Here is a 22,326-nt window from a genome sequence, read left to right as displayed (position 1 = left end):
GTTTCCTCTCCGTGCCTTCTGCTTACTGGTTGCCACAGGCTGCCACGGCGGGCGTGTCCAGCCAGGGCAGGTCGTGTCCCATCCGGTCGCGCTTGGTGCGCAGGTACCGGAGGTTGTGCTCGCCGGCCTGGACCGGCATCGGCTCGCGGCCGGTGACCTTCAGGCCGTGGCGCAGCAGCGCGTCGGTCTTGTCCGGGTTGTTGGTCATCAGCCGGACGCTGTGCACGCCGAGGTCGGCGAGGATCTGCGCGCCGGCGCCGTAGTCACGGGCGTCGGCGGGCAGGCCGAGTTCGAGGTTGGCGTCGAGCGTGTCGCGGCCGCGCTCCTGGAGTTCGTACGCCCTGAGCTTGGACAGCAGGCCGACGCCGCGCCCCTCGTGGCCGCGCAGATAGACCACCACGCCCCGGCCCTCCTCCTGGATGCGTTCCAGGGCGGTGTCCAGCTGGGGGCCGCAGTCGCAGCGCAGTGAGCCGAAGACGTCGCCGGTGAGGCATTCGGAGTGGATGCGGACCACGACGTCGTCGCCGTCGCCGATCTCACCGTGGACCAGGGCGACGTGCTCGACGCCGTCGACGGTGGAGCGGTAGCCGTAGGCCGTGAACGTGCCGTGCCTGGTGGGCAGTCGGGTCTCGGCCTCGCGGCGGACGGTGGGCTCGCTGCTGCGGCGGTAGGCGATCAGGTCCTCGATGGAGATGATCGTCAGTCCGTGCTTGCGGGCGAACGGGATCAGCTCGGGCAGCCGGAGCATCCGGCCGTCCTCGCCGGCGATCTCCACGATGGCGCCGGCCGGGCGGAGCCCGGCGAGCCGGGCGAGGTCGACGGCGGCCTCGGTGTGGCCGTTGCGGGCGAGGACGCCGCCGGGCCGGGAACGCAGCGGGAAGACATGGCCGGGGCGGACGAGGTCCGTCGGCTCGGCCGTGCCGCTCGCCAGCAGCTGGAGTGTGGTGGCGCGGTCGGCGGCCGAGATGCCGGTGCTCACCCCGTGCGCGGCGGAGGCGTCGACGGAGACCGTGAACGCGGTCCTCATCGACTCGGTGTTGTCCTCGACCATCTGCGGCAGCCGCAGCCGGTCGAGTTCCGTGCCCTCCATCGGGGCGCAGATGAGCCCCCGGCACTCGCTCATCATGAAGGCGACGATCTCGGGGGTCGCCTTCTCGGCGGCGACGACGAGGTCGCCCTCGTTCTCCCGGTCCTCGTCGTCCACGACGACGACCGGGCGGCCGGCCGCGATGTCGGCGATGGCCTGCTCGACGGGGTCGAGCCCGAAGTTCTCGATGGTGTCGGTGGCGTACAGGGGCGGTGCCGAGGTCATGCCGGGGCTCCTTCCAGGACGGGCTGCGGGCTCCGGCGGGAGCGCAGCCACCAGTCGCGCATGCCCCACAGGACGAGTGCGCCGTAGATGACGTAGACGAAACCGGAGAAGGCGTAGCCGTTGGCGAAGTTGAGGGGGACGCCGACGAGGTCGACGAGCAGCCAGGCGATCCAGAACTCGACCATGCTCTTGGCCTGGGCGTACATGGCGACGATGGTGCCGACGAAGATGTAGGCGTCGGGCCAGGGGTCCCAGGACAGCGACGGGTAGGCCGTGAAGAGCAGGGCCACCGCGACCGTGCCGGCGGCGGCCGCGCCGAGCATCGCCGCGCGCTCGCGCCAGGTGGCGAAGCGGGGGGTGATGTGGCCGTCCGTGGAGCGGCCCTTGCTGCGCTGCCACTGCCACCAGCCGTACAGGGCGACGGTCATGACGACGACCTGCTTGCCGGCGCTGCCGGCCAGATGGCCGTAGAAGGCGGCGAAGAGGACGAGGCCGGAGAGGAACTGCACGGGCCAGGTCATGAGGGAGCGGCGCCAGCCGAGGGCGAGGGTGATCAGGCCGAGGATGTTGCCCACCATGTCCGACCAGATGATGCGCTGGCCGAAGAGGATGAAGGCCTCGGAGTTCAGCCAGTTCACTTGCCCGCTCCCTGGGCGCGGTCGCCGAGGAGCCGCTCGACGTACTTGGCGACGACGTCGACTTCGAGGTTGACCGGGTCGCCGGGCTGCTTCACGCCGAGCGTGGTCAGGTCGAGGGTGGTCGGGATGAGGCTGACGGTGAAGTAGTCGGGCCCGGCCTCCACGACGGTGAGGCTGATGCCGTCGACGGTGATGGAGCCCTTCTCGACCACGTAGCGGGCGAGGTCGGCGGGGAGGGAGACCTTCACGATCTCCCAGTTCTCGGAGGGCTTGCGCTCCAGCACCTCGCCGGTGCCGTCGACATGGCCCTGCACGATGTGCCCGCCGAGGCGCGCGCCCACGGCCATGGGGCGCTCCAGGTTGACGCGGGAGCCGACGGTGAGCGCGCCGAGGCTGGAGCGGTTCAGGGTCTCGGCCATGACGTCGGCGGTGAACTCGTCGCCCTCGTGCTCCACGACGGTGAGACAGACGCCGTTCACGGCGATGGAGTCGCCGTGCTGCGCGCCCTCGGTCACGACGGGGCCACGGAGCTTGAAGCGGGAGGCGTCGCCGAGGTTCTCGACGGCGGTGACCTCACCCAGCTCTTCGACGATTCCGGTGAACACTTCCCGGGTCCTCCTGCCTCATTCGGGCACGGACTCCGGGGCCTGTCGATGACGACAGAATGGACGAGTGAGCACACCGGGGCGACGCCGACAAGGACCCGTCCGCGTACGGACGAGCCCAGATACGACGGCGCGCACGGAGACGTGCCCGCTCGCCGCGCACTGCCTCCCATCCGGACTTTAACCGTCGGTCCAGGAATTTCACCTGGTCAACCGGCCGCTGGAAGCGACCGGGTCGCGGACTGTAACCGCCGGTTCGGACTTTCACCGACCCCGGAGTGCGCTGCTTCTGGTACAGGGCCAGTGTGCCACGGCGGGTGCGCGGACAGACAGGCGAGGAGTGTGGGCTCCCTCACAGTGCGTGTTCCGGACCTTGCGCGGCGCGGTCGCACCGCACAACTGCCCCGCCACGGGGGCGGATTGCCCTTGGTCCGGACCCATTGACCGTACTGGTCTAGTCCTTTTAGGGTGCGGTCGGGTCCGGTGGCGGTGACGACGGCCCTTGCCCGCCGCCGGACCGCCAGGGTGACGCGCTCGCGTCCGCATCCGCATCCGCATCCGCATCCGCCGGGGCATGTCACATTTCCCGGGGTCCGCGTGGTCTGAGCTGATGAGGGTGCGCCGACCGGGGGCACGCGGAGTCCGAAGGGACAGGTACAGCGCATGACCACGATCCTGGTGACCGGCGGGACCGGCACGCTCGGTCGACGGGTGACCGAGCGGCTGCGGGCGGACGGGCACGAGATGCGGGTGCTCAGCCGGCACACCCAGCCGCACGCCGTCGATCTGCGGGTGGGCGGGAGCGGCCTCGACGCCGCGCTCGCCGGGGTGTCGACGGTGGTGCACTGCGCGAGCAGCCCGCGAGGCGGGGACGAGACGGCCGCCGAACGGCTGATCGAGGCGGCCCGGCGGGCCGGGGTGGGCCATCTGGTCTACATCTCCATCGTCGGCGTCGACCGGGTGCCGCTCGGCTACTACAAGACCAAGCTGGCCGTGGAGCGCCGGATCGAGGCGTCGGGGCTCGGCTGGACCGTCCTGCGCACGACCCAGTTCCACGATCTGCTGGTCGGCATCCTCGGCGGGCTGGCCAAGCCGCCCGTGATGCTGGTCCCGGCCGGGGTCCCGGACCAGCCGGTGGAGGTGGGCGAAGTCGCCGACCGGCTGGCCGGGTTGGCGCTCGCCGCCCCGGCCGGCCGGGTGGCGGACATGGGCGGCCCCGAGGTGCGGTCCCTGGACTCACTGGCCCGCGCCTATCTGCGCGCGACCGGCCGGCGCCGGGCCGTGGCCCAGGTGCCGCTCCTGGGCCGCACCTATCGTGCCGCCCGCGCGGGCGGACTCCTGGCCCCGGAGCAGGCCGTGGGCAGGACGACGTTCGAGGAGTACCTGAAGCAGCGGTTCGGGGCCTGACGCGCCGGCGGGGAGGTGGACGGCGGGGAGCGGCCGGGCCGCCGCGGGCGACAGCGACCCGTCGGAGACGGACACCACGCGGCGGCCCGGACCGCGGCGGACCGGGACGAACAGCGGCAGCCCCACGGAACGGACGGCAGCGGACTGGAACGAACAGCGGCAGCCCGACAGAACGGACGGCGGCCGATCGGAACGAACCGCAGCAGCCCCACGCAACGCACGGCACCGGACCGGGACGCGGCGGACCGGGACGAACGGTGGCAGCCCACGGAACGGACGACGGCCGGACGGCAACGGACGACGGCCGGACGGCAACGGGCGGCAAGCAGCACACCGGAGCGGACCGCAGCAGCCCGACCGGCACGGGCGATGCGCCCGGGGGACGCCGGGCCGGGTGGCGGATCCGGCTCCGGAGGAGGCTCGGCGCCCGGCGGAGGGTCAGTTCCGGTCGCGGGGTGCGAACAGTTCGTCCTGGGCACGGTCCCGGGCGGTCAGCAGCGCCCCGCGCAGTACCGCCGTGCCGCCGAGGGTGCTCGCCCGCACCTCGGTGAGCAGGGGCGACATGCGGCGCAGCCGCTCCTCGACGAGCCCCGCGAGCACCGGCCCGCCGGCCTGCCCCACCTCCCCGCCGAGCACCACACACCCGGGGTCCAGTACGGCCACCACGGACGCGGCCCCGATGGCGATCCGGTCGGCGAGGGCGTGCAGAAAACGGTCGGCGGGCGGCGCGGCACCGGAAGGAGCCGCATCCGCGCGGGCTTCCGCACGGCCTCCCGCGCGGTCCGCCGTACGGCCCTTCGCGCGGGCCTCCTCCCCCGCCGTCGCCGCCACCGCCGCCCGGATCACCTCGGCCGCCGCCGGCCCGTCCGGTGCGGCCGGGACCGGCAGGCCGTGCTCCGCCGCCAGGGAGCAGACGGCCGCCGACCCGGCCAGCGAGTGGAAGCCTCCGTCGCAGTCCCATGCCGAGGGGAGGGACGGGGTGCCCGGGACCGGCAGGAAGCCGATCTCGCCCGTGCCGCCCGAGGCGCCGCGGCGCAGTGTGCCGTCGAGGACGACCGCCGCGCCGACGCCGTGCCCCAGCCACAGCAGGACGAAGGTGTCCCGGTCCCGGGCCACGCCCTCGCGCTGTTCGGCCAGGGCGGCGAGATTGGTCTCGTTCTCCACGGTGACGCGGGCCCCGGGCAGCCGTTCCTGCAGGGCGGCGGCGAGGCTGCGGTGCCATGCGGGCAGCCCGCCGGAGTCGCGCAGATCACCGCTGGCCGGGTCGATGAGGCCCGGCGCGCCGATGCCGACGGTGTGCAGCCTCCCCCGCGCCCGCACGCCCTCCCGCGGGGGCGCCGCCGCGAGCCCGGCCCGCTTCAGGGTCCGCTCCACCGCGGCCACCGCCTGCTCCACGGCCGGCCCGGTCCCGGTGTCCCCGCCGATCGGCACGGACGCCTCGGCGAGCACCCGCCCGACCAGGTCGGAGACCAGCACGCCGACACCCCCGGTACGGACGTCGAGCGCGGCCAGATGGGCCCGGTCGGCGACGATGCCGTACAGCCGGGCGTTGGGGCCCCGGCGCTGCTCGCCGGACTCGCCGACCACCGTGATGAGCCCGGCGACGGCGAGCCGGTCCACGAGGTCGGCGACCGTCGGCCGGGACAGCCCCGTCAGCTGTTTCAACTGTCCCGCCGTGAGCGGGCCTTCCTGCTGGAGCAGGCTCAGGGCGAGCCGGTCGTTGATGGCCCGGGCGGTGCTCGGTGATGCGGGCATGGCGGGCATCCTCCCACGCGGTTCGGGACGGCCGTATCGCCATCTATCTATCAGGCAGGGTCCCTGATAATTTACGCCCGGACAGCGGGGCGGCACCGTCCGGGGAGGGACAGGACCATGAGGGACATGGGCTACGAGCGCCGCGAGGCCGAACGCGCCCGGTACGCCGTGGCGGCGGTGTTCACCGTGCACGGCGCCGTCACCGGCTCGTTCGCGACCCGGGTGCCGTGGATCCAGGAGCATGCCTCGCTGAGCGCGGGGCAGCTCGGCTTCGCGCTCGCCTTCGGGGCGCTCGGTGCCTCGTGCGCGATGCCGCTGGCGGGCCGGATCAGCCATCGCTTCGGCAGCCGTACGGCGCTGCGCGGCCTGATCGCGCTGTGGACGCTGTCGCTGGTCCTGCCGTCCCTCGCGCCGAACCTGTACACGCTGTGCCTGGCCATCTTCGCGTACGGCGCGAGCTCGGGCATGGCCGACGTCGCCATGAACGCGCTCGGCGTGGAGGTCGAGCGGCTGCTCGGAAAGTCGGTCATGTCGGGGCTGCACGGGATGTGGAGCGCGGGCGCCCTGACCGGCTCGGCGGCGGGTACTCTCGCCGCGCATCTGGGCACGGACGCCCGGGCGCATTTCGCGCTGGCGGCGGCCGCCCTCACCGCCCTCGGTGTGCCGGCCGCCGGCCAGGTCCTCGACGTGCGGCCGGCCGACGACGAGGAGCCGCCGCCGAGGTTCGCGCCGCCGCCCCGGTCGGCGCTGCTGATCGGCGCGGTGGGCTTCTGCGCGGTGTTCGCCGAGGGGGCGAGCCTGGACTGGTCGGCGGTGTTCCTGCGGGACCGGATGGACAGTTCGGCCGGTGTGGCGGCGGCCTGCACCACCGGCTTCATGCTGACGATGGCGATGGCCCGGATCGCCGGTGACGCGGTGGTGAACCGCTTCGGCGCGGTGCGCACCGTGCGCGCCGGTGGTGTGCTGGCCGCGGCCGGCGGTCTGCTGATCGTCCTCGCGGGGGATCCGGCGGTGGCGATGACCGGGTTCGCGCTGATGGGGCTGGGCATCGCGGTCGTCGTACCGCTGTGCTTCGCGGCGGCCGGGCACGCCGGACCGAACCCCGGTCAGGCCATAGCGGGCGTGGCGACGATCACCTACACCTCGGGGCTGATCGCGCCGAGCCTGATCGGTGGGGTGGCCCAGGCGACCAGCCTGGTGGTGTCGTTCGGAGTGGTGACGGCGCTGTCGTGCGGGCTCGCGGGGCTGGCGGGCGTGCTGCGCACGGCCGAGCGCGGCGGCCGGACCGAGGTCAGCCGGCCGGCCGCAGCAGTTGCCGACCCACGGCCCTGAAGGCGTCGGTCCAGGGCGTCGGGCGCAGGGTCGTGGCGTCCAGCCGGACCAGCACCCGGGCGCCCTGCGCGTACGTCCGTGTCCCGTCCGCCGAGCAGAAGCGGAAGCCGTAGGTCAGTCCGGTGGTGCCGAGCCGTTCCAGCCAGAGGTGGACGGCGTAGGTGCCGGGGCTGGTCACCGGTGCCTCGTAGCCGATGCGCAGTTCGCGGACCGCGTTGCAGGCGTCGCCGGCCGCGTGCCAGTCGCCGTCGAAGCGGACGCCGTGCTCGTGCCACAGCTCGGTCCAGGCGCGCTCGACCAGCAGCGGATAGCGGGCGTTGTGCAGGAGTCCGAGCGCGTCGAGGTCGTCGAAGTGCACGGTGACGGGGATCAGCCGGCCGTAGGAGACGGCGGGCGCGATCGGGGCTTCGGCGGTCACGGGTGGGGCTCCTGAACATCGCTGCTGAGACGAATGCATCGCCGCTGAGACGCTTCCATACTAAGCGACCGCTCAGGATCTCCGGCCGGGGCCCGGTCAGCCCGCCATCGAGTCCAGCTGCTCGGCGGCGGGGCGCAGCGCCCACAGGTCTTTGCCGGGCGGCGCCTCAAGCTTCGCCACGGCCGCCTGCGCCGCCGCGTCGCCCGCGTCCGCCGCCGCGTGTACGACGTCGGTGGCCGCGTACCGGTGGAACTCCAGCTCGGGATGGGACCACGCGGCGGCGCCCGTCGCGGCCGGCAGCAGATAGTCCACCGCCTCGGCCAGGCTCTGCCCGGCCGGGCCCCGGTACGACCACAGGTCCACGCCCACATGCCGGCCGATGGCCGCGAGCCGGGTGTAGGCGACGAGGTCGAAGGCGGAGTAGTGCCAGCTGCGGGTGCGGGCCAGCTCCTGCGGCTGGCCGCCGTCGGCCGCGATCTGCGGGTCGATCCGCCGGGCGCGCGCGTCGAGCACCGTCCGCCCGGCGAGCGCGGTGTCACCGGTGGCGTAGGCGAGGGCGGCGAGCTGCATGTCGTAGAAGGTGCCGTGGTTGTTGGCGGCCGAGCCCTCCTCCTTGCCGAAGGCGCTGCTCTTCAGCCAGTCCAGGAAGCCGGTGTTCCACTTGCTCATCGCGGTACGGTCCTTCGCGCTCCAGCCGGGGGCGCCGGCGGCCAGGATCGCCTGGGCGTCGAGGACGCTCGTGTACGACTGCGAGAAGTCGATGATGCCGGTGGCGCGGCCGTCGTACCTGCACGGGATGAACTGGGCGTGGTCCAGGTCGGGGTTCATCCGGGTGGCCGGGTCGAGGAACCAGGTGCGCAGGATCTGCCCCGCCTTCTCGGCGTAGGCACGCCTGCCCGTGTAGTACCAGGCGAGCGAGAGGTCGTACGTCGAGTCGAAGACCTTCTCGGCGTCCTGCCGGTCCGTGCCGCTGTCGACCGCCGGGTTGCGCTGCCCGTCGCGCTGGACGTAGGGACAGCCCCAGGGGTTGCCGGCGGTGGGGGTCGTCGTGGGCCACCAGTAGGGGGCCTGGCTCAGATACTCGTGGACGTCGCCGCCGGGCGCGGGCCTCGGTTTGTCGACGACCGTCCAGGGGCCCTGGTCGAGCCAGCCGTCGGCGCGGGCGGTCAAGTCGCCCAGTGTGCGCCGCAGTCGAGGGTCGCGGTCCAGGCGGGCGCGGGTCTGCCGGAGACGGCCGCCGTCGAGCACGGCGGTCCGGGGCGCTTTCGGCGCGGCCTGCGCGGCATGTCCGTCACGCGCGGACGGGGTGGCGCGCGCGGACGGGACGAGCACGGCCGCCGTCGCCACCATGGCGGCCAGCAGGACGGCCGCACGGGCTCTTCCGCTCATCGAGCACTCCCTACAGAATCAGGTATATGAACGTGGTTCATGAGGAGGACCATGCGAGCGTAGGACCGCTCATCAGCCGTGACAATGGTGCGGACCGTCTTCATGTACGTAAGAAAGCGAAACCCCACCATGGATCTCGGCGTGCGCTGGAAACTGCACGGTGACGGGCGCACGCCCGCGCCCGGAGCGGTGGTACGCCCCGATGAACGGCTCTCCTGGCCCCGCACGGTGGGCCTGGGCGCCCAGCACGTGGTCGCCATGTTCGGCGCGTCCTTCGTGGCGCCCGTCCTGATGGGGCTCGACCCGAATCTGGCCATCATGATGTCGGGCGTGGCGACCGCGATCTTCCTGCTCGCCACGCGCGGCCGGGTGCCCAGCTATCTGGGCTGCTCCCTGTCGTTCGTGGGCGTGGCCGCCGTGATCCGCGCGCAGGGCGGCACGAGTGCCACCGTGACCGGCGCGGTGTTCGTCGTCGGCATCGCGCTGTTCCTGGTGGGGCTCGCGGTGCAGCGGTTCGGCGCGCGGATCATCCATGCCGCGATGCCGCCGATCGTCACCGGCGCGGTCGTCATGCTGATCGGCTTCAACCTGGCCCCGGTGACGGCCTCGACCTACTGGCCGCAGGACCAGTGGACAGCGCTGCTGGTCATGCTGTTCACCGGCCTCGCCGTGGTCTGTCTGCGCGGCTTCTGGTCCCGGGTCGCGATCTTCCTCGGCCTGGTCTTCGGGTATGCGATCTCCTGGGCCTTCGACCGGATCTTCGGCAAGATCCACTCCATGAGCCCGGGCGGCAAGGTCGCCGACCACTGGCGCCTGGACCTCTCCGGCGTGTCCAGGGCCGACTGGCTCGGCCTGCCGCACTTCCACGGGCCGTCCTTCCAGTGGTCGGCGATCCTGGTCGCGCTGCCGGTCGTCATCGCCCTGGTCGCGGAGAACGCGGGCCACGTCAAGGCGGTCGGCGAGATGACCGGCGACCCGCTGGACGACAAGCTCGGTACGGCGATCTCGGCGGACGGCGTCGCGTCGATGCTGTCCACCGCCGTCGGCGGCCCGCCGAACACCACCTACTCCGAGAACATCGGTGTCATGGCCGCGACCCGCGTCTACTCCACCGCCGCCTACTGGGCCGCCGCGGGCTTCGCGCTGCTCTTCGGCGTCTGCCCGAAGTTCGGCGCGGTCGTGGCCGCGATCCCGGGCGGTGTCCTCGGCGGTATCACCGTGATCCTCTACGGCATGATCGGCCTGCTCGGCGCCCAGATCTGGCTGCACGCCAGGGTGGACCTGCGCAACCCGCTGAACCTGGTCCCGGCCGCCGCGGGCATCATCATCGGCGTCGGCAACGTCAGCCTGACCTTCACCCGGAACTTCTCGCTCAGCGGCATCGCGCTCGGCACCCTGGTCGTCATCACCGGCTACCACACACTGCGTGCCTTCGCCCCGGCCCATCTGAAGCAGCAGGGGCCGCTGCTGGACGAGGGGATGTCCGCCTACGACACGGAGGCCGGCGGCACGGAGGGCCCGCGCGCCAGGTCGTAGGCGTACGAAGGGGTGAACGTCCCGGCCGCGCCCCGGCAGCCGTCGGACTCCCCCGGCAGCTTCACCCACAGATACGCGTCGATCCGGGCCTCACCGGTGTCCAGGGTGGGGGCCCGGCCGATCCGCCGGCCGGCCGGGTCGCACCACTGGCCCTCCGAAGGGGCGCCGTTGCCGTTGCGGCTGGTGTCGATCACCGCGCCGAGCCGGGCCGGGCCGCCGAGCGCGGCCAGGACCTGGCGGTCGTAGGCGATCTCGTCGGCCGTGGTGCGGAAGTTGGAGACATTGCTGAAGACGCCGTCGGCGTCCGCCGCGCCCGCCCGTCTCAGCAGCGCGGCCTGTTCGCCCGGCGGGTTCCAGCCGGAGTGCCCGGCGTCGTAGTAGACCCGCGCCCGGGGATCGGCCGCCTTGAGCACCCGGCCCGCGCGGGCCAGCGAGGCGAGGCGGGCGGCGCGGTCGGCCGGACTCAGACAGCCGGACTGGGCGAGGGAGTCCGGCTCCAGGATCACGATCACCTCGCCCTGGCCCAGCCCCCGGGCGAAGGCGCCGATCCAGGTGTCGTAGCCGGCGAGGTCCGGAGCGCCGCCCCGGGAGGCGCCGCCGCAGTCCCGGTCGGGGATCGCGTACGGCACGAGCACCGGGACCCGGCCCCGCGCCGCCGCGTCCGTGGTGACCGCGCCCACCTGGGCGGTGATGGTGCCCGGGTCCGGATCGGTGAACCAGACCGCGGCCGGCCGGTCGGCGATCCGGGCGGCGATGACGGCGGTGCGCGGATCGTCGGGGTGCGCGCGGACCCAGTCCAGCACCTGGGAGCCGGGCCGGCGGTACAGCAGCGGTGCCACGGGGGCGGCCCGCTGGCTGCTCCGGGCCGGGGTCGGCGCGGCCGGGGTCGTCCTGACCTGCGGAGTCGGCCCGGGTGTCGGCTCGCCGGTGACCGGTGTGCTCGGCGTGTCCGGCGTGTCCGGCGTGTCCGGCGCAGGCGACGGCCTCGTCGGCGCGGGCGCCGGGCCGGGAGCGCGGATCACCTCGGTACGGGCCTGGCCGGAGTCGAGCGCCAGGACGATCCCGGTGACGGAGCCGACCAGGGTCACCACCGAGGCCGCCGTGACCATCACCGCGCGCCGCACGGCTCGCCTGCGCGCGGCCCGGCGTTCGGCGAGGCGCCGGACGCGTAAGCCTGACACCGTGCCTCTCCCCCCTCACATCCGCCACATCCGCACTGTGGCGGTCCGTTCCCCCGATCCGGCGAAGCACCGGGCCGGTCGGCGCGCCGCCCGGCCCAGGGCTGGGACCCTTCCCCCATGGCGCAGTCGGAACACTTCAGCACTCCCGTCGACGCGGTCGTCTCCCGGATGCGTGCGCTCGGCGCGACCCTGCCCGAGCGGGACGGTGTCGCCGTGTTCAACCGCGTCTACCTGACCGTCACCGAGGAGGTCGACCGGCGCCTGGACGCCGGGGAGTTCCCGGATCCACATGCGGCGATCGCCCTGGACGCGCGGTTCGCCGAGCGTTATCTGGCGGCGGTCGGGGCGGCGGCGGCTGACCACCGTCCGCCCGCCTGCTGGCGCCCGCTGTTCCAGCTCCGCGGCCATCCCGGGGTACGGCCGGTGCAGTTCGCGCTGGCGGGCATCAACGCGCACATCGGGCACGATCTGGCGCTCGCCGTGGTGGACGCCTGTCGTACGCTCGACTGCGAACCACCCGATCTGGAGGACGAGTTCGACCAGGTCGGCGTTCTCCTCGACTCGCTGGAGGAGCGCGTCCGCGAGGATCTGATGCCGGGTCCCGACCTGCTCCAGATCGCCGACCCGCTGACCCATCTGCTGGGCTGCTGGAGCCTGGAGCGGGCCCGCGACGCGGCCTGGTCGGCGGCCCGGGCCCTGTGGGCGCTGCGCCACTGCGGCGATGTCGCCGAGGAGTTCACCGCACGGCTGGACGCGGCGGTGGGGTTCGCGGGACGGATGCTGCTGACTCCGCTCGCCGACTGACCTGGCCGGATCCGGCCCTTGGGCGAGCCATCCGTGGAACACCCCCGCGGTCACCGTACGTTGAACGGTCGACACCCAGCGCAGAGGAGCAGCGGTATGGCGACCCGGCTCGGTCTGAGTCTTCCCCAGATGCGGCAGTACTCCCTCGGCAAGGACGTCCCCGACGTGGCACGCGCCGCCGAACAGATCGGTTACGACAGCCTGTGGGTCTTCGAGCGGGCCCTGTTCCCGGAGCCCGCCACCCAGGGCCTGTACGGCATGGACGGCGTGCCCTGGCCCGACCAGTACCGGAACGTGGCGGACCCGCTGGTCACCCTCGCCCTGGCCGCGGCGGCCACCGAGCGGGCCGAGCTGGGCTCCAGCGTCCTGGTGGCCCCGCTGCACGTGCCGTTCCAGCTCGCCAAGGCCCTGGCCTCGCTGGACGCGGCGAGCGGCGGTCGGGTGATCGCGGGCTTCGGCACGGGCTGGTCCCTGGACGAGTACGCGGCCTCCGCCGTCCGCCCCTTCGAGGAGCGCGGCACGTCGCTGGACGAGATCATCGGGGTGTGCCGGGCGGTGTGGGGCCCGGATCCGGTCGTCTACGACGGCACCCTGACGCGGATCGCCTCGGCCGTGGTCGGGCCCAAGCCCGCCCGGCCGATTCCGGTCATGCTGGCCGCGAGCAGCGAACGGGCCCTGCGGCGGCTCGTCGACCACGCCGACGGCTGGCTGCCGGTCGGCATGAACGCCGGCCAGGTCACCGCCCAGTGGCGGCGCCTGCGGGAGATGGCCGAGGAGCGGGGCCGTACGCGCCCGATCCGGACGGTGCTGCGGGTGAACGCGGCGCAGCAGGCGAAGCCGTACGAAGGCGCGGGCCGACAGCCCTTCCAGGGCGATGCCGAACAGATCGTGGCGGACCTCGTGGAGTTCGCCGGCATCGGTCTCGACGAGATCCTCATCGACCTCCAGGGCAGCGCACGGGACGCGCAGGAGCTCAAGGACGTCGCCGCGGAGGTGTTGGAGAAGGCGCGGGCGGCCGGAGTCTGAGGCCGGCCGCCCACGCCCTGGTCTGTGCCCGGTTTCCGGGTTCCCGGTCAGTCCTCGGGGAGTTCCACGGGCGCGATCTCGTCGTAGACGTCACCCGGGCCCGGGTTGGCCGCGTCGCTCGCGCCGCCGAAGTGGTGCATGACGCCCCAGACCGCGTTCAGCGCGGTCTGGATGGCGCCCTCGGCCCAGCCGGCCGTCCAGGAGATGTCGTCACCGGCGAGGAAGATGCCCCGCTTGTCCGCGGGCAGCCGGTCCTGCATGAAGTGGGTGAACAGGCGCCGCTGGTAGCGGTAGTGGCCGGGCAGGTTGGCCTTGAACGCACCCATGAAGTAGGGCTCGTTCTCCCAGGAGACCGTCACCGGGTTGCCGATGATGTGCTTCCGGATGTCGACCTTCGGGTAGATCTCGCCGAGCGACTTCAGCATGACCTCCATCCGCTCGTTCGCGGACAGCGGCAGCCACTTCAGGCTGTCGTCGCACCAGGTGTAGGACAGGCAGATCACGGCGGGCTTGTCCGGGCCGTCGTCCAGCAGATAGGTGCCGCGGGTCATGCGGTCGGTGAGCGTCATCGACATGACGTCCCGGCCGGTGTCCTCGTCCTTGTCCAGCCAGAACGGCCGGTCGACCGGCACGAAGAGCTTGCTGGACTCCATGTAGTGGGTGCGCTCGATCGCGGTCCAGTGGTCGATCGGGAAGAGCGAGTCGTCGCAGGCGATCTTGGACAGCAGCATCCAGGACTGGGCGGTGAAGACGGCCGCCTTGAAGGTGCGGATGTCGCCGTTCGCGTCCGTCACGGTGATCTGGTTGCCCGCGGTGCGGTGCAGCCGGGTCACGGCCGGGCGCGGCTCGCCGTCCAGGTGCAGGGACTTCAGCGAGGTGCCGTACGGCCAGTGGACGATCTTCTCCGGCTCGCGCTCCCACAGGCGCAGCGGCAGCTGCTGGGAACCGCCGACGATGCCGCGGTGGTGGTCGTCGGCCTCGGTGTAGACGACGCGCAGGATCTCCAGGATGGAGTTCGGGAAGTCGGTGTCCCAGCCGCCGGTGCCGAAGCCGACCTGGCCGAAGATCTCACGGTGCCGGAAGGACGTGAAGGCCTCGGAGTCGCAGAGGAAGCCGTAGAAGGTCTGGTTGTCGAGCTTCTCGACGAGCTTCGCCCAGATCTCGCGGATGCGCGGGACGTCGCGCTCGCGCATGGCGCGGTTCATGTCGGAGAAGTCGGCGCCCTCGTCGAGGCACTTGTTCCAGGCCTCGGCGACGTCCCGGTAGACCTGGGGCAGGTCGTCGATGGTCTCGGCGTAGTGCGACTCGCCCTTGAGGTCCACGACGGTGGACGGGGTGGCCTCGGCCAGCGGGTTCGGGAAGGGCCTCGTCTCAAGGCCCACCATGTCGATGTAGTGCTGCAGGGCGGTGGAGGACGGCGGGAAGCGCATCGCGCCCAGCTCGCAGTTGAGGGACTCGTCGCAGCCCTCGAAGCCGACCGTGCGCAGCCGGCCGCCGATCTGGTCGGCCTCGTAGACGACGGGCTTGAGGCCCATCTTCATCAGCTCGTAGGCGGCCACGATGCCGGACAGACCGCCGCCGATGATCGCGACCTCGCTGCCGTGCTCGGTCGCCGGTATCTGGCCGAGGCCCGCCGGGTGGGCGAGGAAGTCGTCGTAGGCGTAGGGGAAGTCCGGGCCGAACATGGTGATCGGCGGCTGCTGCTCGTCGGTGTGCTCGACGGCGTTGGGCACCGTGGACGTCATGGGGTACGGACTCCTTGCGCGAAAGTACTCGGGGGGAAGCTCAGGGGGGTGTCAGACCAGGGACCCGTACAGACCGGGGCGGCGGTCCTTCAGATACGGGTTGGCCTCGCGGGAGGCGGCCAGGAAGGCCGGGTCGGCGTCGGCGAACACCAGCTCCTCGCCGCGGCCGGCGCGGGTGCGGGCGACTCCGTCGGGACCGGCGAGCACGGACAGCCCGACGAACTCGAACTCCCCTTCCCGGCCGACCCGGTTGACGTACGCGACGTACATCTGGTTCTCCCAGGCGCGCACCGGCACGAGGGACTCGGCGACGAACTGGAAGGGGTGCATCTGCGCGGTCGGGACGACGAGGAGGTCGGTGCCGGCCAGGGCGTGGGCGCGGACGTTCTCCGGGAACTCGACGTCGTAGCAGATCATCAGGCCGACGGTGAGGCCGTTCAGCTCGGCCTGGACGACGGGCTGCTCGCCGGGCGTGAAGTGGTCGCGCTCGAAGCAGCCGAAGAGGTGGGTCTTGCGGTAGTTCGCGAGCCGGCTGCCGTCGGCGGAGATCAGCTGGGCGGAGTTGTAGACGCGTCCGCCGTCGCGCTCCGGGTAGCCGTAGGCGATCGCGACGCCGTGCCGGGTGGCGGTCTCGGCGATCGCGTCGGCCCAGTCGCCGTCGGCGGGCTCGGCGAGGCGGCCGACGGCGTCACCGATGGCGTAGCCGGTCAGGAACATCTCCGGTGCGGCGAGCAGCGCGGCGCCCGCGGCGGCGGCACGGGCCGCGGCCTCGTCGAGCACCTTGAGGTTCTCGACGACGGAGCCGGGGCGGCCGGAGCTCTGGAGCAGGGCGGTGCGCATGCGTGTTCCTCACCGGACTCAGGGGGTTAGGAGGTCATTAAGAAGGTACGGTCGGCGCGCTCGGCCGGACAAGAAGGAGCCGTTGCGCGCCCGTGCGCGGTTCGTTGCGTGGAATCGGGGTCCGGCGGCGATTCGTTGCGCCCCCTCGGGGCCACGCCCCGTCCTCCCCGGGGCGCAGGTCAGCCGTAAGGTTCCCCGCCGGACGGGGGAGGCGGGGTCCCGCCCGCGGGGCGATGTGCGCACCGGCCGCCGCCAGGAGAGTGGTGAGCGTTCAGTTCACGCGTATGACCTGCGGAAAGGACCGTCATGAAGCGTCGTACGAAGATCGCCGCCGCTGCCGTCGTCACCGCCCTGTTGATCACCACCGGTACGGCCGAGGCGGCACTGGCCGCGGGCGGCGGGGCACCTCGCCCGGAGCGCGAGGCCGCGGCGCTGACCGGCACGGCCAAGCTGTACCGCTCGGCCGGGGACGACATCACGTTCGGCTTCGACGCGCATCTGGCGGCGAAGGACACCGCGGACCCGCTCAAGGCCACCGGCACCTTCGCCTGGAGCCACTATCTGCACGGCAAGGGGGCCTGGGCCAGGGCGAGGGTGGACTGCCTGGTCACCGGCGGGAAGGTCGCCGTGGTGTCCGGTGTGATCACGGCATCGGACCTGCCCGGGGCGAAGGGCAAGCGGGTCGGCGTCACGGTCCACGACCTCGGCCGGCACGACCGGCTGGGCTACAGCTGGGCGGCGGTCGGCAGTCCGACGGACACCGCGAACTTGCCGAAGTGTGTGTCCTCGGCCCCGTTCGAGAAAGTGAAGCAGGGCACGGGCGATTTCACCGTCGTGCCCTGGGAGCCGCGGTTCTAGGGCCTTGCGAGCGGCCCTGGGTCCGGTTACTTGCCGGTGCCGATCGGGTCGACGGTGACGGCGGAGCCGGGTGACGATGCGGCTGGTGAAGGTCTCGCCGCTGCCTTTGCCGGTGCCCGTGCCAGTGCCGCCCGTGTTCGAGGAACCGGAGTCCTGGGAGACGGCGCTCTGGCTCGGGGAGGAGGAGCCGTTCGCGTCGGAGGAGCCCTTGTCACCCCGACGTCAGTTGATGCGTTCCGATCAACACAGCGCTCGTACACGGCTGTGACGAACGGCTAGATCTCGCGCAGCCGGTCCATGATCTCCCGCAGCAGCTCCGGGTCGGCGGCCGCGCCCCCGGCCGGGAGCCGGCGTGGCTCGTCGATACGGATCAGGCCCGCCTCGGCCAGGTCGCCGAGCAGGACCCTGAGGACGGTCAGCGGCAGATCGGCGTCCGCGGCCAGCTCCACGACGGGACGGGGGCCGCGCCGGATCACATCGAGCAGCGCGGCGCGGGCGTGGTCGATGTCCGGCCGCTGCGCGTCGGTCTCCAGAGCGGTGACCCGGGACATCAGGTCGATGGCGTGCGCGCCCGAGGGCCGGGTGCGGCCCCGGGTCACCGTGTAGGGGCGCACCATCGGCCCGGTCTCGTCCTCGTACCAGTGCTCGTCGCTCACCGCGGGATCATCTGGTCGTACGGGCGGCCGCGTCCAGGTGGCCCCCGAGGCGGCGGACGAGCAGGGCCATCTCGTGGGCGAGCTGCCCGACGTCGGTGCCGGCCTCGCTGAGGACGGCGAGCCGGCTGCCGTGGCCGGCCGGGGTGATGAAGAGGTAGGCGTCGTCGAGCATCACCATCGTCTGCCGCACCTCGCCCGCCTCGAACCGCTCGCCCGCCGAGCGGGCCAGGCTGTGGAAGCCGGAGCAGACGGCGGCCAGATGCTCGATGTCGCGTCGGCGCATGCCGTCCGAGCTGCTGAGCGGCAGGCCGTCGGCGGTCAGCAGCACGGCGTGGCGCACGTGGTCGGTGCGCGCCACGAGGTCGTCCAGCAGCCACCCGAGCGCTCCGCCGGCTTCGGCCGGCTGCTCGGGCGAGTGTGCGTCACCGGGCATCGTCGGTGTCCGTCCCTTCGGGGGCATGGGTGGTCACGGTGTCGGTGATCGGGGGGTCTGCGGGGTCGGAGGCGGAGCGGGGTGCGTCATCGATCGCTGGTGCGGGTGTGTGGGGGCCGGCCACGCGGTTCCCCGCGCCCCTGGGGGGCTGCGGTGCCGTCGGCTTCGCGGTGTCCGCCGGCTGGCCCTTGCGGCCGCGGTCCAGCCCGCGCTGGAAGGCGCCGAAGATCGCCCGCATCTCCTCGGCGTCGACCTCCGGTCCGGCCTCGCTCGCCCGGGGCGGCGGCTCGTCCCGCAGCTCCGGCACGAGAGAGGCCTGCCGGATCCGGGTGGGCAGCGCGGGCGCGGACATGGGCGACTCGGAGACGGGCGACCCGGATACGGGTGATTCGGGCGATTCGGGCGCGGGCACCACGTCGGGAGCGGTCCCCGAGTCGGGCATGGGCACCGAATCGGACCCGGCAACCGAGTCGGGCACGGGCACAGAATCGGCCGCGGCCACCGAGTCGGGCGCGGGCACCGGTGCGAGCCGGTGCCGCGCGGGCGGCTGCGCCTCGGGGGCGCCCTGCGGTTCACGCGGCGCGGCGGACCGCCTCCTGGACGGCAACGCGCGCACGGTGGCCCCCTGTACCGCAGCCCCAGGCACACCTGCCCCGTCCCTCTCCGGCCCAGGCACACCCCTCTCAGGCACCGCAGGCCCAGGCACACCCCAGGCGCGCGCCGCAGGCCCAGGCACACCCCGCCCGGGCGCCACAGACCCAGGCACACCCCAGGCGCGCGCCGCAGGCCCAGGCACACCCCGTTCGGGCAGCGCAGGCTCGGGCACCAGCGGTACCGGGGCCGTCCGCTCGGGAACCGTCGGCTCCATCTCCGCCAGCACACCCTCCGGCAGCAGTACCACCGCCGTCGTACCGCCGTACGGCGAGTCCCTGAGGCTCACCTCGATGCCGTGCCGGGCGGCGAGGCGGCCGACGACGTAGAGGCCCAGCCGGTCATGGCGGGTGGGGTCGAAGGCGTCGGGGTCGGTGAGGGTGCTGTGGGCCCGGGCGCGCGCGTCGGCGTCGAGACCGAGCCCCCGGTCGTCGATCTCCAGCACGAACCCGCTGCTGACCCGCCCGGTGCGCAGGGTGACCTGCGTGTGCGGCGGCGAGTACACGGTGGCGTTCTCCAGGAGCTCGGCCACCAGGTGGACGACGTCGGCGACGGCGTCGGCCGCGACGCCGACCTCGGGCATCGGCGGCACGACCACGCGCGCGTAGTCCTCGATCTCGCCGACGGCCGAGGCGACGACGTCCGCCACCGGGACGGGCCGGCGCCAGCGCCGGCCGGGCGCCGCGCCGGAGAGGATGATCAGGCTCTCCGCGTGCCGGCGCATCCGCGTGGTCAGGTGGTCGATGCGGAACAGCTCGCGCAGCACGTCGGGGTCGTCCGTGCGCCGTTCCAGGGTGTCGACCAGCTTCAGCTGCCGGTGGACGAGGGCCTGGTTGCGCCGGGCGATGTTGAGCAGCACCGCGAACAGGCCCCGGCGCAGGCCGGCCTGGGTGACGGCGGCCTCGACGGCGGCGAGCCGCGCGGTGTTGAAGGACCGGCCGACCTGCCCGATCTCGTCGTCGCGCAACTCGTCCGCGGCGAGCGGCGGCGCCTCGACGAGCGCGTCCACCTCGTCACCGGCGCTCAGTCTGCGCATGACGTCGGGCAGCTGGTCCTTCGTCAGGACGTCGGCCGCGTCCCGCAGGGTCTCCAGGCGCCGCGAGATGCGCCGCGCCCCGCGCACCGCGAACCACAGCGACAGCCCGGCCGCGGCGAGGCCCGCCCCGCCGACGACGGCGGCCTTGGTCAGCTCCTGGTAGGCGAAGGCCCGGCCGCGGGCGGCGGAGTTCTCGGCGGACGTGGTGCACAGCTCGCGGTAGCGGACGACGGCCCGGTCGGTGGTGGAGCGCCAGGTGTCCGCCGCGACGGCCTTCCCGGCGCCGGCCGCGCCGGAGCGCAGCAGCGCGTCCTCGCCGTGCGCCAGCGAGGCGTACAGGTCCCCGCGCTGGAAGTTCTCGAAGAGCGCCCGCGAGTCGGCGGGCAGGTCCGGGACATACGTCCGTTCGAAGACCCGCCGGTCCTCGATGGTCGCGGTCAGGCCGTCGTACTGCCGGTCGGTCAGGGTGCCGGCCGCCCGGGCCCCGGCGACCAGCGCGTCCTCCCGCGAGACGAACTCCCGCACCCGCACCAGCTCGATGACGACCTGTGCCTCGCGGGCGAGCTGTCCGGCCTGCAGGGCGGTGAGCGTGGACTGCACGTCGAAGCCGGGCTCCACGAGCGCGCTGTACGCGTCCACGGCCCGGTCCCAGCTGATGTGCCGGGACAGCACCTGCGAACGCAGCCCGTCCAGCTTGCCGGTGGCGGCGACGACGGCGTCCAGCGCCTGCCTCTGACGGTCCGTGAGCCGGCCGCGGTCGCCGTGCTGGACCGCCTGCCGCATGGTGTCGACGGCCCGGTCGGTGCGGCGCTGCTGCCCGAGCAGTGCGCTCGCGGTGGCCGTGTCGAGGCGGGCGCCCAGATAGGCGGCGGACATCCGGCGCTCGATCTGGATCTGCCCGATCGCGGTGTCCACGGGGGTGCCGAAGTCCTCGTACACCCCCTGGACCCGGACCAGCGCGCGCAGTTCGCCGGTGACGGACCACATGGCGAAGCTCCACAGCGCCATCAGCGCGACGGCCGGGGCGAGCGCGAGCGCCACGATCCGCGCGCGGACGGTGGTGGGACGGCCGGAGGGCCAGCGCATGAGGTACCTACCGGTGTTACCAGTCAGTAGTGGGCGTGAGCGCGGCACAACCTACGGGATGGTCACCCCGGACCGCAATGGTGACCTGCGGTAACCCGCGGTCACCTCATGGGGTACGGCGGTCACCTCATGGGCGGTACGGCGGTCACCTCGTGGGCAGCACGAAGGTTGTGACGACCGCCGCGTGGTCGGAGGGCCAGTCGTTGTCCGCGACGTCCGGCCAGGGCCGCGGGCTCCCGGTCACGAGGGTCCGCGCGTCCCGTACGGTCAGGCCCCGGTGCAGGACATAGTCGATCCGGTCCTGGGGCTCGGGCCGCCCGCTGCCGTCCTCGTGGACGGGGTGGATCGGCGACCAGGTGTGGCCGGGCTCGGCTACGGGGTCCGGGTGCGCCTCGCGGTAGGAGTCGGCGAAGCCCGCGTCCTCGGCGGCCTTCGTCACCGGCCAGGCCACGTCCGGCCGGTCCAGGTGCGAGGGGCAGTTGAAGTCGCCGACGAGGACGACCGGGACTCCCTCGGCCGTGGATGCGGCGATCCGGTCCAGCGCGTCCCGCATCTGGGTCAGCCGCAGCTCCTCGTGGGCGATCAGCTCGGCCGCCGGCAGCCCGTCGAAGGCGGCCTCGTAGGGGCCGTACGGCGTGTAGTGCAGATGTGCGGTCCACACGTCGACCTCGCGGCCGGGCGCCACGGCGATCCGGACGCCGGCGGCGCCGTAGAAGCCGACGTCCGGGTCGCCGAAGCGGGCGGTGATCGGGTGGCGGCTGAGGACGCCGAGGTTCTCGCCGGCCCGGTGGTGGTGCCAGCCGAGCGCCTCGGCCAGCTCCTCGGCGGCGCTCCCGCCCGTCTCCTGCAGCCCGACGACGTCGGCACCGCTCTCCAGGATGGTCTTGAGCTGCTTGGCGCGGTGGTCGTCGACCTCGCTGCCGCCGAGCCACAGGTTCCAGCTCATGACCCGCAGTTCGGGCGCCGGCATCCGCCGCAGTTCCTCGACCGTGACCCCGGCGAGGGTGTCCCGCACGGTCCGGCCGGGCGCGCCGCCGATGGGCGCGAGGGACGGTACGGCGAGGACGGCGCAGCCGGCGGCCTCGGCGGAGGCGACGCCGGTCTCGGTGTCCTCGACGGCCACACAGGCGGCGGGGTCGACGCCGAGGGCGTGGCAGGCGGCCCGGTAGGGGTCGGGGGCGGGCTTCGTGCGGGGGGTGTCGTCGGCCGTGACGGAGGCCGCGAACCGGTCGGCGCCGAGGGCGTCGAGGACGATGTCGGCGACCGCGCGCGGGGACGCGGTGACCAGGGCGGCGGGGACGCCGGCGGCGGCCAGCGCGTCGAGCAGGTCCAGCGCGCCGGGCCGGGGCACGATCCCGGTGCGGACACGGTCGGCGAACTCGCGGTGCAGTTCGGCCGCGATGTCCGCCGCCGGCCGGCCCGACGCCACGGCGAGCCAGGCGGCGGTGTGCTCGACCGGGCGGCCGAGCACCTCCGGCTGGTCGTCCTCGGTCAGCGGGCGCCCGGCGGCCTGTTCGACCGCCTCCCACCACAGTCGCTCGGTGTCGACGAGCGTGCCGTCCATGTCGAACAGGACGGCCTGCAGCGGGCGTCGGTAGGTGTGGGGGGTCACGTTCGG

Annotated in this window: 19 protein-coding genes and 1 riboswitch; of the genes, 6 read left to right on the top strand and 13 right to left on the bottom strand. The window is 73.3% G+C overall.

Annotated elements, in window-relative coordinates; translation table 11 throughout:
* Positions 1-22: 22 nt before the first annotated feature.
* From IE277_RS12700 to IE277_RS12690, 3 genes are read right to left on the bottom strand one after another with little or no spacing between them, the layout of a single operon-like run.
* On the bottom strand, positions 23-1,312 hold the full coding sequence (locus tag IE277_RS12700) for a bifunctional 3,4-dihydroxy-2-butanone-4-phosphate synthase/GTP cyclohydrolase II (protein ID WP_189951646.1): 1,290 nt from the start codon (positions 1,310-1,312) through the stop codon (positions 23-25).
* A complete protein-coding gene (locus IE277_RS12695; protein WP_189951644.1) occupies positions 1,309-1,950 on the bottom strand; it encodes a nicotinamide mononucleotide transporter family protein in 642 nt (213 codons plus the stop codon). The genes IE277_RS12700 and IE277_RS12695 overlap by 4 nt, the downstream gene beginning before the upstream one ends.
* The gene (locus IE277_RS12690) at positions 1,947-2,555 is read right to left on the bottom strand and encodes a riboflavin synthase (protein ID WP_189951642.1); all 609 of its coding nucleotides are present in this window, start codon (positions 2,553-2,555) and stop codon (positions 1,947-1,949) included. The genes IE277_RS12695 and IE277_RS12690 overlap by 4 nt, the downstream gene beginning before the upstream one ends.
* Positions 2,556-2,710: 155 nt before the next feature.
* Positions 2,711-2,841, bottom strand: a riboswitch (FMN riboswitch).
* A 377-nt stretch (positions 2,842-3,218) separates the two neighbouring features.
* On the opposite strand from IE277_RS12690, the gene IE277_RS12685 reads away from it, so the two are divergent.
* Complete coding sequence (locus IE277_RS12685) at positions 3,219-3,962, top strand: SDR family oxidoreductase (RefSeq protein WP_189951640.1); 744 nt, start codon at positions 3,219-3,221, stop codon at positions 3,960-3,962.
* Between the two features lie 438 nt (positions 3,963-4,400).
* Here IE277_RS12685 and IE277_RS12680 read toward each other — a convergent pair whose 3' ends face one another.
* Entirely contained in the window at positions 4,401-5,717 is a 1,317-nt protein-coding gene (locus IE277_RS12680; protein ID WP_189951638.1) for an ROK family transcriptional regulator, read from the bottom strand.
* A gap of 117 nt (positions 5,718-5,834) precedes the next feature.
* Here IE277_RS12680 and IE277_RS12675 point away from each other — a divergent pair, with 117 nt between their 5' ends.
* Complete coding sequence (locus IE277_RS12675) at positions 5,835-7,049, top strand: MFS transporter (RefSeq protein ID WP_189951636.1); 1,215 nt, start codon at positions 5,835-5,837, stop codon at positions 7,047-7,049.
* Here IE277_RS12675 and IE277_RS12670 read toward each other — a convergent pair.
* Positions 7,009-7,467, bottom strand: a complete 459-nt coding sequence (locus tag IE277_RS12670; protein ID WP_189951634.1) for an acyl-CoA thioesterase — start codon at positions 7,465-7,467, stop codon at positions 7,009-7,011. The genes IE277_RS12675 and IE277_RS12670 overlap by 41 nt on opposite strands.
* Before the next feature lie 96 nt (positions 7,468-7,563).
* A complete protein-coding gene (locus IE277_RS12665) occupies positions 7,564-8,856 on the bottom strand; it encodes an alginate lyase family protein (protein ID WP_189951633.1) in 1,293 nt (430 codons plus the stop codon).
* Between the two features lie 129 nt (positions 8,857-8,985).
* On the opposite strand from IE277_RS12665, the gene IE277_RS12660 reads away from it, so the two are divergent.
* Positions 8,986-10,392 carry a uracil-xanthine permease family protein gene (locus tag IE277_RS12660; protein WP_189951631.1) on the top strand — a complete coding sequence of 469 codons (1,407 nt, stop codon included), beginning with the start codon at positions 8,986-8,988 and terminating at the stop codon, positions 10,390-10,392.
* Here IE277_RS12660 and IE277_RS12655 read toward each other — a convergent pair.
* Positions 10,344-11,501, bottom strand: a complete 1,158-nt coding sequence (locus IE277_RS12655) for a glycoside hydrolase family 6 protein (RefSeq protein WP_189951810.1) — start codon at positions 11,499-11,501, stop codon at positions 10,344-10,346. The two genes, IE277_RS12660 and IE277_RS12655, sit on opposite strands and share 49 nt — an antisense overlap.
* Positions 11,502-11,690: 189 nt before the next feature.
* On the opposite strand from IE277_RS12655, the gene IE277_RS12650 reads away from it, so the two are divergent.
* The gene (locus IE277_RS12650; protein WP_189951628.1) at positions 11,691-12,377 is read left to right on the top strand and encodes a DUF5995 family protein; all 687 of its coding nucleotides are present in this window, start codon (positions 11,691-11,693) and stop codon (positions 12,375-12,377) included.
* 96 nt (positions 12,378-12,473) lie between these two features.
* Positions 12,474-13,403: a TIGR03619 family F420-dependent LLM class oxidoreductase gene (locus tag IE277_RS12645; protein ID WP_189951626.1), complete on the top strand. Its 930-nt coding sequence runs from the start codon at positions 12,474-12,476 to the stop codon at positions 13,401-13,403.
* Positions 13,404-13,450: 47 nt separating this feature from the next.
* Here IE277_RS12645 and IE277_RS12640 read toward each other — a convergent pair whose 3' ends face one another.
* Together IE277_RS12640 and IE277_RS12635 are read right to left on the bottom strand one after the other, a co-directional pair.
* Positions 13,451-15,148, bottom strand: coding sequence for a flavin monoamine oxidase family protein (locus tag IE277_RS12640; RefSeq protein WP_189951623.1), 1,698 nt, complete (start codon positions 15,146-15,148; stop codon positions 13,451-13,453).
* Positions 15,149-15,199: 51 nt separating this feature from the next.
* A complete protein-coding gene (locus tag IE277_RS12635; protein ID WP_189951622.1) occupies positions 15,200-15,988 on the bottom strand; it encodes a carbon-nitrogen hydrolase family protein in 789 nt (262 codons plus the stop codon).
* 306 nt (positions 15,989-16,294) lie between these two features.
* Here IE277_RS12635 and IE277_RS12630 point away from each other — a divergent pair, with 306 nt between their 5' ends.
* Entirely contained in the window at positions 16,295-16,846 is a 552-nt protein-coding gene (locus IE277_RS12630) for a Repetin (protein ID WP_189951620.1), read from the top strand.
* 275 nt (positions 16,847-17,121) lie between these two features.
* Here IE277_RS12630 and IE277_RS12625 read toward each other — a convergent pair whose 3' ends face one another.
* The 4 genes from IE277_RS12625 to IE277_RS12610 all read right to left on the bottom strand — a co-directional run bounded on the left by IE277_RS12625 (position 17,122) and on the right by IE277_RS12610 (position 22,320).
* Complete coding sequence (locus IE277_RS12625; protein WP_229881292.1) at positions 17,122-17,502, bottom strand: DUF742 domain-containing protein; 381 nt, start codon at positions 17,500-17,502, stop codon at positions 17,122-17,124.
* 7 nt (positions 17,503-17,509) lie between these two features.
* Complete coding sequence (locus IE277_RS12620) at positions 17,510-17,935, bottom strand: roadblock/LC7 domain-containing protein (RefSeq protein ID WP_189951618.1); 426 nt, start codon at positions 17,933-17,935, stop codon at positions 17,510-17,512.
* The gene (locus IE277_RS12615) at positions 17,925-20,708 is read right to left on the bottom strand and encodes a sensor histidine kinase (protein ID WP_229881272.1); all 2,784 of its coding nucleotides are present in this window, start codon (positions 20,706-20,708) and stop codon (positions 17,925-17,927) included. Before IE277_RS12615 ends, IE277_RS12620 begins: the two co-directional genes overlap by 11 nt.
* A 145-nt stretch (positions 20,709-20,853) precedes the next feature.
* Positions 20,854-22,320 carry an HAD-IA family hydrolase gene (locus IE277_RS12610; protein WP_189951617.1) on the bottom strand — a complete coding sequence of 489 codons (1,467 nt, stop codon included), beginning with the start codon at positions 22,318-22,320 and terminating at the stop codon, positions 20,854-20,856.
* Between the last annotated feature and the right edge of the window lie 6 nt (positions 22,321-22,326).

The sequence above is a fragment of the Streptomyces alanosinicus genome (assembly GCF_014650595.1).
Classification (GTDB): Bacteria; Actinomycetota; Actinomycetes; order Streptomycetales; family Streptomycetaceae; genus Streptomyces; species Streptomyces alanosinicus.
The sequence above is the reverse complement of the archived record's forward strand: the minus strand, read 5'-3'. Positions and strand labels throughout refer to the sequence as shown.

Excerpts from the sequence above, each read along its gene's own strand:
- IE277_RS12620 (WP_189951618.1), bottom strand. The coding sequence starts at position 17,935 with ATGCCCGGTGACGCACACTCGCCCGAGCAGCCGGCCGAAGCCGGCGGA.
- IE277_RS12645 (WP_189951626.1), top strand. The coding sequence starts at position 12,474 with ATGGCGACCCGGCTCGGTCTGAGTCTTCCCCAGATGCGGCAGTACTCC.
- IE277_RS12640 (WP_189951623.1), bottom strand. The coding sequence starts at position 15,148 with ATGACGTCCACGGTGCCCAACGCCGTCGAGCACACCGACGAGCAGCAG.
- IE277_RS12630 (WP_189951620.1), top strand. The coding sequence starts at position 16,295 with ATGAAGCGTCGTACGAAGATCGCCGCCGCTGCCGTCGTCACCGCCCTG.
- IE277_RS12665 (WP_189951633.1), bottom strand. The coding sequence starts at position 8,856 with ATGAGCGGAAGAGCCCGTGCGGCCGTCCTGCTGGCCGCCATGGTGGCG.
- IE277_RS12680 (WP_189951638.1), bottom strand. The coding sequence starts at position 5,717 with ATGCCCGCATCACCGAGCACCGCCCGGGCCATCAACGACCGGCTCGCC.
- IE277_RS12700 (WP_189951646.1), bottom strand. The coding sequence starts at position 1,312 with ATGACCTCGGCACCGCCCCTGTACGCCACCGACACCATCGAGAACTTC.
- IE277_RS12635 (WP_189951622.1), bottom strand. The coding sequence starts at position 15,988 with ATGCGCACCGCCCTGCTCCAGAGCTCCGGCCGCCCCGGCTCCGTCGTC.
- IE277_RS12655 (WP_189951810.1), bottom strand. The coding sequence starts at position 11,501 with ATGGTCACGGCGGCCTCGGTGGTGACCCTGGTCGGCTCCGTCACCGGG.
- IE277_RS12650 (WP_189951628.1), top strand. The coding sequence starts at position 11,691 with ATGGCGCAGTCGGAACACTTCAGCACTCCCGTCGACGCGGTCGTCTCC.
- IE277_RS12675 (WP_189951636.1), top strand. The coding sequence starts at position 5,835 with ATGAGGGACATGGGCTACGAGCGCCGCGAGGCCGAACGCGCCCGGTAC.
- IE277_RS12615 (WP_229881272.1), bottom strand. The coding sequence starts at position 20,708 with ATGCGCTGGCCCTCCGGCCGTCCCACCACCGTCCGCGCGCGGATCGTG.
- IE277_RS12660 (WP_189951631.1), top strand. The coding sequence starts at position 8,986 with ATGGATCTCGGCGTGCGCTGGAAACTGCACGGTGACGGGCGCACGCCC.
- IE277_RS12685 (WP_189951640.1), top strand. The coding sequence starts at position 3,219 with ATGACCACGATCCTGGTGACCGGCGGGACCGGCACGCTCGGTCGACGG.